The sequence below is a fragment of the Malonomonas rubra genome, from assembly GCF_003247215.1.
Classification (GTDB): domain Bacteria; phylum Desulfobacterota; class Desulfuromonadia; order Desulfuromonadales; family Geopsychrobacteraceae; genus Malonomonas; species Malonomonas rubra_A.
In genome coordinates this window covers 14,426-28,269 of record NZ_QKAP01000121.1, presented here as the reverse complement: position 1 = coordinate 28,269, position 13,844 = coordinate 14,426, and the positions used below count along the sequence as shown (strand labels likewise).

The 13,844-nt window shown below is 50.5% G+C and carries 14 protein-coding genes and 1 tRNA gene; 14 read left to right on the top strand and 1 reads right to left on the bottom strand.

Features of this window, described 5'->3' with window-relative positions; genetic code table 11:
- Nucleotides 1–76: 76 nt before the first annotated feature.
- Complete coding sequence (locus Q7J88_RS12610; protein WP_303722585.1) at nt 77–1,939, bottom strand: long-chain fatty acid--CoA ligase; 1,863 nt, start codon at nt 1,937–1,939, stop codon at nt 77–79.
- 215 nt (nt 1,940–2,154) lie between these two features.
- On the opposite strand from Q7J88_RS12610, the gene Q7J88_RS12605 reads away from it, so the two are divergent.
- The 14 genes from Q7J88_RS12605 (at nt 2,155) to Q7J88_RS12540 (ending at nt 13,837) form a co-directional block, all read left to right on the top strand.
- Nucleotides 2,155–2,229 (top strand) — tRNA-Val (locus tag Q7J88_RS12605).
- Between the two features lie 79 nt (nt 2,230–2,308).
- The gene (gene thrS / locus Q7J88_RS12600) at nt 2,309–4,225 is read left to right on the top strand and encodes a threonine--tRNA ligase (protein WP_303722584.1); all 1,917 of its coding nucleotides are present in this window, start codon (nt 2,309–2,311) and stop codon (nt 4,223–4,225) included.
- A 91-nt stretch (nt 4,226–4,316) separates the two neighbouring features.
- The gene (gene infC, locus Q7J88_RS12595) at nt 4,317–4,829 is read left to right on the top strand and encodes a translation initiation factor IF-3 (protein WP_303722645.1); all 513 of its coding nucleotides are present in this window, start codon (nt 4,317–4,319) and stop codon (nt 4,827–4,829) included.
- A gap of 46 nt (nt 4,830–4,875) precedes the next feature.
- Nucleotides 4,876–5,073 carry a 50S ribosomal protein L35 gene (rpmI, locus tag Q7J88_RS12590; RefSeq protein ID WP_303722583.1) on the top strand — a complete coding sequence of 66 codons (198 nt, stop codon included), beginning with the start codon at nt 4,876–4,878 and terminating at the stop codon, nt 5,071–5,073.
- Nucleotides 5,074–5,192: 119 nt separating this feature from the next.
- Nucleotides 5,193–5,549 carry a 50S ribosomal protein L20 gene (gene rplT, locus Q7J88_RS12585; RefSeq protein ID WP_303722582.1) on the top strand — a complete coding sequence of 119 codons (357 nt, stop codon included), beginning with the start codon at nt 5,193–5,195 and terminating at the stop codon, nt 5,547–5,549.
- Between the two features lie 165 nt (nt 5,550–5,714).
- The gene (gene pheS, locus Q7J88_RS12580) at nt 5,715–6,731 is read left to right on the top strand and encodes a phenylalanine--tRNA ligase subunit alpha (protein ID WP_303722581.1); all 1,017 of its coding nucleotides are present in this window, start codon (nt 5,715–5,717) and stop codon (nt 6,729–6,731) included.
- A gap of 20 nt (nt 6,732–6,751) precedes the next feature.
- Complete coding sequence (gene pheT / locus Q7J88_RS12575; RefSeq protein WP_303722580.1) at nt 6,752–9,157, top strand: phenylalanine--tRNA ligase subunit beta; 2,406 nt, start codon at nt 6,752–6,754, stop codon at nt 9,155–9,157.
- Between the two features lie 101 nt (nt 9,158–9,258).
- Nucleotides 9,259–9,543, top strand: coding sequence for an integration host factor subunit alpha (locus Q7J88_RS12570; protein ID WP_303722579.1), 285 nt, complete (start codon nt 9,259–9,261; stop codon nt 9,541–9,543).
- 17 nt (nt 9,544–9,560) lie between these two features.
- Entirely contained in the window at nt 9,561–9,920 is a 360-nt protein-coding gene (locus tag Q7J88_RS12565; RefSeq protein WP_303722578.1) for a MerR family transcriptional regulator, read from the top strand.
- Between the two features lie 9 nt (nt 9,921–9,929).
- Entirely contained in the window at nt 9,930–10,679 is a 750-nt protein-coding gene (surE, locus tag Q7J88_RS12560; RefSeq protein WP_303722577.1) for a 5'/3'-nucleotidase SurE, read from the top strand.
- Complete coding sequence (locus Q7J88_RS12555; protein ID WP_369682033.1) at nt 10,679–11,332, top strand: protein-L-isoaspartate(D-aspartate) O-methyltransferase; 654 nt, start codon at nt 10,679–10,681, stop codon at nt 11,330–11,332. Before surE ends, Q7J88_RS12555 begins: the two co-directional genes overlap by 1 nt.
- Before the next feature lie 17 nt (nt 11,333–11,349).
- On the top strand, nt 11,350–11,946 hold the full coding sequence (locus Q7J88_RS12550; RefSeq protein WP_303722575.1) for a YqaA family protein: 597 nt from the start codon (nt 11,350–11,352) through the stop codon (nt 11,944–11,946).
- Nucleotides 11,947–11,969: 23 nt separating this feature from the next.
- The gene (locus Q7J88_RS12545; RefSeq protein WP_303722574.1) at nt 11,970–12,779 is read left to right on the top strand and encodes a M23 family metallopeptidase; all 810 of its coding nucleotides are present in this window, start codon (nt 11,970–11,972) and stop codon (nt 12,777–12,779) included.
- A gap of 62 nt (nt 12,780–12,841) precedes the next feature.
- Nucleotides 12,842–13,837 carry an RNA polymerase sigma factor RpoD/SigA gene (locus Q7J88_RS12540; RefSeq protein ID WP_303722573.1) on the top strand — a complete coding sequence of 332 codons (996 nt, stop codon included), beginning with the start codon at nt 12,842–12,844 and terminating at the stop codon, nt 13,835–13,837.
- Nucleotides 13,838–13,844: the final 7 nt, after the last annotated feature.

Sequence of the window (13,844 nt, the reverse complement as noted above, 5' to 3'; positions counted from 1 at the left end):
TCGAAAAGTTAGAAATGCAAAAGCCGGGTTCCGTAAATGTGGATTCCGGCTTTTTTTGTTGGGAAAGTTTAGTTGTTTAGTCGGTAGAGATTTTCGGTTCAACCACGTATCGCTTGATTTTCCTAGTAGTTGTTTTCGGGAACTCCTCCTCCCGCAGAGTGAACTTTTTCACCCGTTTGTAATCTGCCAAGTCTTTGCCGTATTTCAGGACTTCGCCACGCAGAAGGGTTTCGATCTCAGTTTCGCTAAGCGGTCCGTTGCCCAGGTCCTTTTCGTAATTGAACAGGCTTTCTTCGTCTGGGAAGATGACGGCGTAGACCTCTTCCGCGGTGGGGCCTACTTTGTGCCCGTAGACCATGATTTCAGCTATAAATGGGCTCTTCAATAGCTGGTTTTCAACCTCTTCCGGGTAGACGTTTTTACCGTTTGGGGTGACGATCAGGTTTTTCACCCGGCCACAGATTTGCAGCATTCCATCTTCATCGAAGCGGCCAAGGTCGCCGGTGTGATACCAGCCGTTCTGCAGAACTTCCATGGTGGCTTTTTCATTCTTGTAATAGCCAAGCATCACGTTAGGGCCTTTGACCAGGATCTCTCCCTCGCCGTCGGCATTGGGACGGTCGATCTTGACAGTCACGCCATCCATTGCTTCTCCGACTGTTCCCGGTTTGCTCTTGAACGGGCTCTCTGCTGAGATGACTGGTGAAGTTTCGGTGATGCCATAGCCTTGTAGAAGGGTCAGGCCTAGTTTTTTGAAACCGGCAGCTATGGCCGGGTCGAGGGCCGCACCGCCGCTGACAAAGGTGGTGGTTTTTCCTACTGCCTGTTGGACCTTTACGGCAACAATTTTGCGGGTCACAGGAAATTTGTAAAGGAGTCGCGATGCTGTTTTTGAATCAATGTTCTTGGTGATCCGATCGAGCAGTAAACGGTAAACGGCGGGGACTCCGAGTAGAAAGGTCGGTTTGATCTCATTGAGATTGTCGCCAAGTTTCTTGATCGATTCGGCGAAACTGACTTTCCCGCCCAGCGAAAGAGGCAGCAAGATACCACAGACCTGCTCGAAAACATGGTTGATTGGCAGAAAAGATAACGTTGAAATCGAGCTGTCGAGATGGAAGCGATCGCAGGCGGCTTTGATGTTGCTGACAATGTTGCGATGGCTGAGCATTGCTCCTTTCGAGCGACCGGTGGTGCCGGAAGTGTAGAGGATAACCGCAACCTCATCCGGTTGGTTGTTCGCCTGTTCTAGCTTTTTTTCATGGAAGAGGCTTTTGTAGGCAAGCAATCGCCCTTCTTTCAGTAGTTTGTTGCGCGAAGTCGCTGATCGGGAGAGGAAATTGGCTTTTTTCTTTTCGCCACCATCCGGCTCTTCCTGCGCGGTCAGCAGGGCATGTGCCTCGATCGCCGCTGCTTCGATTTGTTTTTTCTTCCCTGCCGGGATGTTGCAGACTTCTGTCAGTTCCTGCCAAAGGGAGGAGAGTTTTTCCAGCACGCCGGCAATGTCGGAGCGGTCGCTGATGTTAGACAATGGAATGTCGAGCAGGATGATCTTCTGCAGCTTTGGCAGGTCATCGATAATATCGATCAGGATTTCAAATTGCGCTTGCCCGACGAATATCGCTTCGGCATCTGCATCATCCAGAATTTGCCTTAGTTCGGCCGCTTTTAGTTCCTTGTCAACAGGAACGGCCACACAGCCGGCACGAAGGATCGAAAGATAGGCGGCGACCCAGCGGGGTGAAGATGGGCCGAGTAAGGCAATATGGGCTTTATGCTCTATTCCTTGAACGCGCAACCCGGAAGCGAGCTTCTCTACTGAGAGCCAGAGCTTTTGATAGCTGAGGGGTTTCCACTTGCCACGGTTTTTGCTCTGCATGGCAATATTGTCGGAATGCCGCTGACAGCTCTCTTGAATAAATTGATCGATCGACTGCACAATAAAATACCTCATGACAGATAAAGTGCGATGAATAGCTGTTGCACTTAGGTCAAACGGTGGTTTACTCTAACCCTGTCACTTCTGTCACGCAAGCCAGAAAACTTCATGGTTGATGCTGTTTGGCTGGGGTGGTAAAAAAACCAAATAAATTTAAGAAAATGGCTTGACAGTATTGACGGCGATTTGATAAATATCACGCCGCGGTTGGTTGCAGGCACGTAGCTCAGTGGGAGAGCACTACCTTGACACGGTAGGGGTCGGCGGTTCAATCCCGCCCGTGCCTACCATGACCGGCACCCGCAATCACTGCAATGAATGTCGAGGCATCTTTACAAGATGCCTCTTTTTGTTTCAGGAGAATGGATTATGGCGATGTTGCAGATTGAACTACCGGATGGGTCAGTCAAAGAGGTTGAGTCGGGTTCGACTCCCTATGATGTCGCTTTGACGATCGGTGAAGGCTTGGCGCGCCAGGCAGTCGCCGCACGTTTCGAAGGCGAGATGATCGACATGACCCGGCCGCTTTCAGCTTCCGGCAAGCTGGAACTGGTCACCCAGAACTCTCCCGAGGCATTGGAATTGATTCGACACTCCTGTGCTCACCTGATGGCCCAGGCGGTCAAAGATCTTTTTGGGGATGAGGTTCAGGTCACTATCGGTCCTGCCATTAAAGATGGTTTTTACTACGATTTTTACAGTGAAACCAAAAAGTTCGTCCCGGAAGATTTCGAGGTGATCGAAAAGAAGATGGACGAGTTGGCCAAGGCTGACCTGCAGATCGTTCGAGAAGAACTTTCCCGAGACCACGCGATCAAGATGTTCCGCGAGATGGGCGAGGACTACAAGGTCGAGTTAATTGAAGATCTGGATGAAGAGCAGGTATCGATTTATCGTCAGGGTAACTTTGTCGATCTCTGTCGGGGGCCGCATATCCCACGCACCGGGTTTCTCAAGGCATATAAACTGACCAGTCTGGCCGGTGCCTACTGGCGTGGTGATGAGAAGAATGCCATGCTGCAGCGGGTTTATGCCACTGCCTTCCAGAACAAGAAAGATCTTAAGGCCCACCTGAACCGGCTTGAAGAGGCGCGTAAGCGTGACCACCGCAAGCTTGGCAGGGAGCTCGACTTGTTCTCCTTCAGTGAAGAGGCTGGCGCAGGTCTGGTGATCTGGCATCCTAAGGGCGCCATGCTGCGTACCATTATTGAAGATTTCGAGCGTAAAGAGCATCTCAAGCGCGGTTACGATATTGTCATGGGGCCGCAGATTCTCAAGACCGAATTGTGGCAAACCTCCGGGCACTACGAGAACTACCGCGAGAATATGTATTTCACCGAGGTCGACGAGCAGGGTTATGGGATCAAGCCAATGAATTGCCTGGCACACATGTTGATCTATAAGTCGAAGCCCCGCTCCTATCGGAATCTGCCATTGCGTTTCTTCGAACTCGGTACCGTGCATCGGCACGAGAAGTCGGGTGTGCTGCACGGGTTGTTGCGGGTACGCGGTTTTACCCAGGATGATGCCCACATCCTCTGTCGTCCTGATCAGATCGATGCCGAGGTTAAGGCGATCATGCAGTTTGTGCAGGAAGTCGCTGGAATCTTTGGCTTTGATTACACGATGGAGCTCTCGACCCGACCTGACAAGTCGATCGGCAGTGATGAGGATTGGGAGCGGGCAACCAATGCTTTGCGCTCCGCTTTGGAGTCGAGCGGGCAAGAGTATGAAATCAACGAAGGGGACGGCGCTTTCTACGGTCCGAAGATCGATGTGAAGCTCAAGGACGCGCTTGACAGGGAATGGCAGTGTGCTACAATCCAGTGCGATTTTACCCTGCCTGAGCGTTTTGATCTGAATTATATCGGCGCCGATGGGGAAAAACATCGCCCGGTTATGTTGCATCGAGTCATTCTCGGCTCGATTGAGCGGTTCATCGGTGTACTGATTGAGCATTACGCAGGCAGCTTCCCGCTCTGGCTTTCGCCGGTTCAGGCGATTGTTGTTAATGTTACCGACAATCAGGCTGAGTACGCCGAAGAGGTTTATCGACAGTTACGCGCTGCAGGTGTCCGGGTAGAGCTGGATTTGCGCAACGAGAAGCTCGGTTTCAAGATCCGTGAGGCGCAGGTGGCAAAAATTCCGTACATGCTGGTCATCGGCGATCGGGAAATGGAAGAAAAGACAGTTGCTCCACGGTTCCGTAACGGTAAAAACCTGGAGTCGATGAGCGTGACCGATTTTATCGGTTTCGTTGAAAAGGAAGCAGCTGCATATAGATAAGCAAGAAAGGGCCCGTGGTGGGTCTTTTCGCCGTTGTGCGATGTGATTTGTTGCTGCAGAAAACTGCATTCAGAGTAGAGGAGACAGACCCATAGCTAAGGAAGCGAACATCAACGAAGCCATCAAGGCCCGTGAAGTTCGGGTGATTGATGATGAGGGTGGCCAGCTCGGAATTCTTGATACCCGAGATGCTTTGCGTATGGCTGAAGAGCAGGGACTTGATCTGGTGGAGGTTTCGCCACAGGCCGAGCCTCCGGTTTGCCGGATCATGGATTACGGCAAGTATAAATATCAGCAGGCTAAACGCGCTTCTGAGGCCAAAAAGAAGCAGGTCAAGGTTGAGATTAAAGAAGTTAAGATGCGACCAAAGACCGACGAGCATGATTTCAACTTTAAAATCAAGCATGCTCGCCGCTTCCTTGAGGAGGGGAATAAGGTCAAGCTGACCATCATGTTCCGTGGTCGCGAGAATGCCCATCCGGAACAAGGCATGATGCAGTTGGAAAAAGCTGTCGACGCGCTCAAGGATGTTGGACAGGTCGAGTCTCAGCCGAGCAAGATGGGTCGTTTCATGACGATGATGATCGGCCCTTTAAGGAAGTGAACCGGGATACCGGAGCATATAAACAAAAGGTAACAGGAGAGTAGTAATGCCAAAGATTAAGACCAATCGTGGTGCGGCCAAGCGTTTCCGCAAGACCGGCACCGGAAAGATCCGTCGGAACAAGGCTTTTACCAGCCACATTCTGACCAAGAAAACCACCAAGCGGAAGCGTGATCTGCGTCAGGCAGTTCTTGTTCATAAAGCTGACGAGCGTAATATCAATCAGCTGATTCCGTACCTGTAACAATTTACCCGCCCCATGCATGGGGTGAGTTTGGTTGTGAACTGTGGGGACTTATCTCCCCCTGCAGATCCGACCGCGGCGTATGCCGAAACTAACTTTAAAGAGAAGGAGCAAGTGAGATGCCAAGAGTAAAAAGAGGCTTTAAAGCCAGACGTCGTCGGAATAAAGTACTTAAGCTTGCCAAAGGTTACCGTGGCGCCCGCAGCAAGTTATTCCGTTCAGCGACCGAAGCAGTCGACCGTGCCCTGAATTACGCTTTTCGTGACCGTCGTGTCAAGAAGCGGGATTTTCGTGCCCTGTGGATTGCTCGTATCAATGCCGCAGCCCGTGAAAACGGACTCTCCTATAGCCGCCTGATTCATGGTTTGAAACAGGCTGAGGTCGCACTTGACCGTAAGATTATGGCAGATCTTGCTGTTAACGACCCCGCAGGTTTCAGCACTGTTGTTGAAACCGCCAAGGCGAAACTGCAGTAATCAGTTTTTAAGCCTTCAAGGGGAGATGGACATAAGCTCCATCTCCCTTTTTCGTTTCCGGTTCACTCCCTTTTTGTAAATAACTGACGCCGGCTTGCCGGCGTCAGTTTCTTTGAATCATCGAACTGGCAAACTGCTATGGTTTGCCCAGACGTGGATTAACTGATGAAAGAACAGATTGAGCAATTACAGGAAAAGGCCCTCAGCGACCTGCAGCTAGCTGCTGATTTAAAAGCGCTGCAGGATGTGCGTGTGCAGGTACTGGGCAAAAAAGGTGCTCTAACCGAAGTGATGAAGGGGATGCGCGACCTCGCTCCTGAAGAGCGTCCGGTGGTCGGCAGTCTGGTTAATACCTTGAAAGATCAGTTCGAAACTCGTTTTGCCGAGCGGCAGGCAGAGCTGCAGCAGCAAGCGATTGCGGGCAAACTGGCCAGCGAGAAAATTGATGTTACCCTGCCTGGCCGACGTGCAGTGCTTGGCAGTAAACACCCGGTTACCCTGGTCTCGGAGGAAATCGTCGATATCTTCTCCCGGCTCGGATTTATGGTCGAGGAAGGACCGGAGATTGAGCAGGACTTCTACAACTTCGAAGCGCTCAATATTCCCAAGGATCACCCGGCCCGCGACATGCAGGATACTTTCTATATTACAGATGATCTGGTGTTGCGGACGCATACCTCGCCGGTGCAGATCCGCGCCATGCTCAAGCACAAGCCACCGTTGCGGGTGATTGCGCCCGGGACTGTCTATCGCCGTGACTCTGACCTGACGCACAGCCCGATGTTTCATCAGATTGAAGGGTTTCTGGTCGATGAAAAGGTTACTTTCGGTGACCTGAAAGGGATTCTGACCCACTTCCTCCGTGAGTATTTCGGCGAAGGTCTCGGTGTCCGCTTCCGTCCGTCCTTTTTCCCCTTCACCGAGCCGAGTGCCGAGGTCGATATCGAGTGCGTTATTTGTGGCGGTGAAGGCTGCCGCGTCTGTAGCCGGACTGGTTGGCTGGAGATCCTCGGATGCGGCATGATCGACCCTGAGGTTTTCGGCTCGGTCGATTACGACAGCGATAAATATAGTGGTTTCGCCTTCGGTATGGGGCTGGAGCGGATCGCCATGCTCAAATATGGCGTTGGTGATTTGCGGCTGTTTTTTGAAAATGACCTGCGTTTCCTCAAGCAGTTTTGAGATTGGGGAAGGACTGAAAAATGATTGTTACCTATAATTGGTTAAAAGAATTTGTCGATTTCGATTATAGCCCGCAGGAGCTTTGTGATCGTCTGACGATGGCGGGTCTTGAGGTCGATGCACTGGAAGAAATCGGCGGCGGGCTCGATTCGGTTATCGTTGCCAAGTTGGAGTCGGTAGAAAAACATCCGGATGCGGATAAATTGACAGTTTGTCAGGTCAACAACGGAAACGAAGTGGTACAGGTGGTCTGCGGGGCGACCAACCACAAAGCCGGTGATCTGGTCGCATTGGCTCAACCTGGTTCGGTTCTGCCCGGGGATTTCAAGATCAAGAAATCGAAAATCCGTGGGCAGATTTCCATGGGTATGCTCTGCTCGGAAAAGGAGCTGGCATTGGCGGAGGATTCCGCTGGTATCCTGATTTTGCCGCAGAGTTTGCTACTCGGTCAGCCGGTGTTCGATGCGTTGAACCTGAAAGATTTTATGATCGAGATCGGCCTGACGCCGAATCGCCCTGACTGTCTGAGTGTGGTCGGGGTAGCGCGTGAAGTTGCAGCAATGTGCGATCAGGAATTAATACTACCAGCCCCACAGATTACCGAGTCGGCGGTGAAGATCACAGATCAGACCTCCGTTGTTATCGAAGATGCTGATTACTGTCCGCGTTATGCGGCGCGGATGATCAAGGGCGTCAAAATTGGCCCTTCGCCCGATTGGATGGTACGTCGTCTTGAGGCGGTCGGCATGCGCTCGATCAACAACGTGGTCGATGTTACCAACTACGTGATGATGGAATTGGGGCATCCGATGCATGCTTTCGATTTCAAGTATCTCGAAGAGGGGCGGATTGTCGTAAAACGTGCTCAGCAGGGAGAGAAGTTCATCTCTCTCGATGATCAGGAACATGAAATGATCGCCGAGGACCTGATGATCTGTGACGGAAAGAAGCCGGTCGCCATGGCCGGGGTCATGGGGGGGCAGAACTCCGAGGTGCAGGACGATACGGAAGATATACTGCTCGAGGCGGCCTATTTCAAACCGACCGCGATCCGTCGGACCAGTAAGCGGCACGGACTACATACGGAGTCTTCACATCGGTTTGAGCGTGGTGCTGATATCGATATGATTCCGGTTGCTCTCGACCGTGCTGCCAGCCTGATTGCAGAGCTGGGACAGGGTGAGGTGCTTGCCGGTGTGATTGATAATTATCCGCAGCCGTTGCAGATTCCGGTGTTAACCCTGAATGTGGGAAAAGTGAAGACATTGCTAGATGTTCCGGTTGACCGTGAAACGATTCAGGTATTGCTTGAATCGATTGGACTGCGGGTTGAGGATGGTGAAAACCTGGAGCAGTTGCTGGTTGCCGTGCCAAGTTTCCGTCCTGATCTGGAGCGAGAAGTCGACCTGATCGAGGAGGTCGCCCGGCTCTACGGTTATGATCGGATTCCTGTGACCATGCCAACCGGTACCGTCGATGCGACTGTGCCGCCTCAGCGTCAACGGGTGCAGAGCAGCCTGCGTAATGCAATTGTGGCCTGCGGTTTTTCCGAGGCGATGAACTATTCATTTTATGGTGCCGATTCGGTTGAAAAACTTGGGTTGGGAGAGGATGACCAGCGCAGGCAGCAGGTGAAGATTCTTAATCCATTGTCGGAAGATCAATCGGTGATGCGTACCAGTTTGGTGCCGAGCCTTTTGGAAACCGTTGCCTACAATCTTGCATATCGCAGTAACGATTTACGTCTTTTTGAGCTGCGTCCGGTATTCCTTCCTGTGGGCGAAAATGCTTGTCAGGAGCGGTTGACCTTAACGGCTGTAGCTTGTGGCCGCCGACAGCCGGAAGGTTGGGCGCAAACAGGTGAGCTAGTAGATTTTTATGATCTCAAAGGGGTAGCTGAAGAGCTGTTGTCGGCTGTGTGCATAAACGATGTTCAGGTTACCGTTGAGACTCCTGAGCCATATCTTCACCCGGGAAAGTCATGTCGATTGATGCACTCTGGGAAATCGCTTGGTAGTATTGGCGAGGTACACCCGCAGGTGTTGGCAGTATTCGACATCGAACAGCCAGTTTATTTGTTGGAGCTTGATGTTGAGGAGATGCTTGCCGCTGTCGGTGAATATAGTCAATTCAAGCCCTTATCCCGCTATCCGGATGTGATTCGTGATAGCGCACTGTTGCTGGATGAGTCGATTGCGGCTGCACAGGTGATGGAAGTTATCGGCCGAACCAAGGTCAAATATATCGAAAATGCTGTGTTGTTCGATCTTTATACCGGAAAGGGGATTCCTGAAGGGAAGAAAAGCTTGGCGGTTCGGGTCCGCTATCGTGACTTGGAAAAAACCTTGACTGAAAATGAGGTTGCCAAGGGGCATGACAAGCTGATAAATGCAATTTGTCAGCAGTTGGGGGCAGAAATTCGCTGATAGCTGTTGCGCGGACCGTTTCTCTGTGGTATAAATCCTGAAAAATCAAGTAGATAGTAGAATTCAATAAACACACCTGCTGAATGGATGCGGGAGGGATTATGACTAAAGCAGATCTTATAGAAAGCGTTTATCTGACCACCGGTTTTTCTAAAAAGGAATCGGCAGCAATTGTGGAAATGGTTTTCGACCTGATGAAGAACACTTTGGAAGCAGGTGAGAAAATCAAGATTGCCGGATTTGGTAACTTTGTCGTGAAGGAAAAAGCCTCCCGTCGTGGTCGTAATCCGCAAACCGGCGATGAGATCGAAATTTCCGCCCGGAAAATTTTGACTTTCAAACCGAGTCAGGTTTTGAAGGCTTCGATCAATGGCGAAGACGCCTAAATTGTTTTTTGACCTAAATGATGGTCGAGATACCTGATAAACTCTATTTTAAAATCGGCGAAGTGGCCGCTTTGCTGAAAGTAAAAACTCATGTCCTTCGTTACTGGGAGACTGAGTTTACCATTTTACAACCGGTGAAGAGTCGTACCAATCAACGTCTCTATCGCCGTAAAGATGTAGAGACAGCCCTGTTGATAAAAGATTTGCTTTATCGGCAGGGCTTTACCATTGCAGGTGCGCGGAAGAAACTCTGTTCCGACCCGCATGTAGCCGACCTGCCTGAAAGCAGTAAATCTCAGACGGAAATCCTGAAGTTGATTAAGCATGATCTGCAACGGATTCACCGTCGCCTGAGTCGTAGCCTCGCCGATGAGTAAAGGGTTTCCGTGTTAATTCTGGTGACGAATGATGATGGTGTTCGCTCACCGGGAATCAGGGCTTTGGCCGATGCCCTAAAAGGCTTGGGGCGTGTTGTTGTGGTTGCCCCCGATCGGAATCGTAGTGCGGTTGGCCATGCGTTGACGCTGGAAAGGCCGTTGCGGGCCGAAGAACTCAAGCCGGATGTTTACGCTGTCGATGGAATGCCGACAGATTGTGTGAATCTGGGGATTCATGGCTTGATTCGTCAAACCCCCGATCTGGTTGTTTCCGGAATCAACTGTGGTAGCAATGTGGGGGATGATATAACCTATTCGGGAACCGTTTGTGCGGCTATGGAAGCGTCGCTGATGGGTTTGCCCGCCTTTGCAATTTCCCTCGATTGTACGCAGTTCAATCAGGATGATTTGACACTCGCTGCTGGATTTTCACGCCAAGTGGCAGAGCATGTTTTATCGAAAGGACTTCCGCCCGATACTTTTTTGAATGTGAATGTGCCGGCGGGGGGATGTCGCGGGATGCAGCTGACGCGACAAGGAAAACGTAAATATGGTGATTTGGTGACCACTAATAAAGATCCACGCGGACGACACTATTACTGGATTGGGGGTGGTGATGTCGGATTTGAAAGTATCCCCGGAAGTGACTGTAATGCGCTGCACGAGAAGATGATCTCTGTGACTCCGCTGCACACCAACCTAACCAATGATGATTCTTTTGCTGCTCTGCAAGATTGGGCACTTGGAGTAAAAGCTTGATAGATTTCGCTATCGCTCGCCGACGTATGGTAGAGCAACAGATCATCGCACGTGGGGTTGATGATCAGCGGGTTATTGATGCTATGATGCAGGTGCCGCGCCATCTCTTTGTTGAATCCGGTTTGCAGAGCCATGCCTACAGTGACGCTTCCTTGCCGATCGGAGAGAAGCAGACCATTTCTCAACCTTATATGGTTGCTGCGATGTCGGCTGCCCTTGATCTGCAGGGGCATGAGCGGATTCTTGAAATCGGAACCGGCTCAGGTTACCAGAGCGCGGTTTTGTCATTATTGGTCAAAAGAGTATATTCGATTGAACGAATTTCAGTGCTGGCAGGCCGCGCTCGTAAAGTGCTCGATCAACTCTGCATGAGTAACATCAATATCAAGGTTGGGGATGGTACGATCGGTTGGCGTGACCAAGCGCCATTTGATGGGATTCTGGTTGCGGCTGGAGCTCCTGATATCCCTACGAAATATCTTCAGCAGTTGGATGTTGGTGGGAAACTAGTTCTGCCTGTTGGTGACCGGTCACAGCAAATTTTGATGCGGGTGACCCGCTTGGGAGATGATAAGTTCAAGCGTGAGCAGTTAATGGACTGCCGCTTTGTCCCTCTAATAGGTGAGCAGGGCTGGCTAACTGATGAGGATTGATTATTCCAATTACACTTATGATGAAGATCGTTCGCCGTTTATATGACTGGGTGCTCTCTTGGGCGGAAACACCCTATGGGATTCCCGCTCTGGGGGTGTTGGCTTTCGCGGAAGCCAGTTTTTTTCCTGTGCCGCCTGATGTTCTGTTGATTGCCTTGTGTCTGGCCATACCGATGCTCTCTTACCGCTTTGCATTGGTGGCTACACTCGGTTCGGTAGCCGGTGGAGTACTCGGTTACGGGATTGGTTGGGGCGTCTGGGACTTGATTAGTTTCTACTTCTTTCAATATGTACCTGGTTTTTCGGCTGAAGGTTTTGCTCAAGTCAAGACCCTTTTTGATCAATATGATTTCTGGACGGTTTTCGCTGCTGGGTTTACACCGATTCCTTACAAGATTTTTACCATTGCCTCCGGAGCCTTTCAGATCAATTTTCCGGTTTTTGTCGGTGCTTCACTTGTAAGCCGAGGTCTGCGATTTTTTCTTGTTGCAGGACTGTTTTATTACTTGGGGCGTCCTGCCAGGGTTTTTATCGAAAAATACTTCAATCTACTGACCATTCTGTTCTTGGCTCTGCTGATAGGAGCTTTACTGCTCATAAAATACTTACATTAATCCATTTAGTCTGCAGGAGTTTGATGTTCGCGGCGTGGCTCAAATACGATAACCCGAAAAGCAGCATTCCTATATGCTGGTGCTTCTTCCTGCCGTTATTTCTTCTGTTGCTGCTGTCGGCCTGTGATCTGGGAATCTATCATACAGTTAAACCGGGGCAGAATCTTTATCGAATCAGTTTGGCATATGGAGTCAGTGAGGCGGAGATTTCTCGTGCCAACAATATTTCCGATCCGACAAAAATCAGGGTTGGAACTCGTCTCTATATCCCTGGCGCAGACCGAGTTCTCACGGTCCCAGTGGTAGCCACAGCCAAATCAGCACCCAAAAAAAAATCCTCGTCATCAGTCAGACGACAGCCGTTGCAAGTCGAAAAGAAACTGACCCGATCGACGGTTAAACAGACCACAATGCCTCAAAGAAATCCCGTTGCGAAGACCACTGAGAAGCCGACAGAAGCAAAGAAGCTGCAGTGGCCGTTGCGTGGAAACATCATACGTTCCTTCAGTTCTCGGGCCAAAGCTGGTAGTGGGAAAGGGATCGAAATCGCCGCCAAGGCTGGGTCCAGGGTGAATGCTGCAGAGGCGGGGAAGGTGATCTACAGTGGTGATGGTGTTATTGGATATGGGCATCTGATCATTTTGCAGCATGAAAATGATCTGTTTACTATTTATGGTTTTAATCAGCAAAATTATGTTTATCAAGGGGATTTTGTCAGTAAAGGGGAACGTATAGCGGTATCTGGAGTCCCCCCTGCGGGGGGGGCTCCAAGGCTGCACTTTGAAGTCCGTAAGGGGAAGCAGGCTGTTAACCCGATTTTGTACTTGCCTTAAGCTTTCTTCATCCCCTAGACTGCGATTAAATATGCCGATGCTATTTATTCGGGGAGGGCAAAATGGATGAAATGACATCAGAGTATGACCGCAGTGACCTTGGCTCAGAGAACGAGAATGACCTAGATGGTTTTTCTGTTGTCGAGGCTCCTGAAAATTCCGGTGATGATGAAGAGGATGAAGAGGATGATTCCGATTCTTCCGATAGCACCAACTATAAAGAAGAGTACGTCGCTGCCGATGCAATTAAGCTGTATCTGAAGGAAATTCAGAAAAGTAAGTTGCTGACCGCTGAGGATGAGCGCGAACTGGCCGGGCTTATAGCTCAAGGTGATGAGGCTGCACGTGCGCGGATGATCGAGTCGAACTTGCGGTTGGTGGTGAAGATTGCCAAGCGGTATATGAACCGGGGCCTGCCATTTCTTGACCTTATCGAAGAAGGCAACATGGGTCTGATCAAGGCGGTCGAGAAGTTTAAGGTCAGCAAGGGCTGCCGTTTCTCGACTTACGCGACCTGGTGGGTACGTCAGTCGATCGAGCGGGCGCTGGTAAATCAGAGCCGGACGATTCGACTGCCGGTCCATGTGGCAGATGACATCAATCGTTTGGTCAAGGTGAGTCGGGAACTGGTTCAGCGACTCAAGCGCGACCCAACCCTAGAGGAGGTTGCCGAAGCGATGGATACGGAAGTCGCTTATGTGAGACGAATGATGATTCTGCTGAAAAAGACCTATTCGATCGAGCACCCTATGGGGGATAACAACGATTACAGTTTGATCGACACTATCGAAGATAAAAACGTGATCAACCCGGGCAATATGATTGAGGATTTGGACCGTTTTGCTCATGTGCTCGAATGGATGGATGAGTTGACGGATAACGAGAAAGAAATTCTGGCGTTACGTTTCGGTCTGGATGATCGTGAGCCGCAGACTCTGGATACCATCGGCCAGCAGTTTGGGGTAACACGTGAGAGAATCAGGCAAATTGAAGCGAAAAGTCTGGCCAAACTACGTAAGACTTTGGAAGAGCGTGTATTGAACGAAGAGAAGGACTAATAACCAG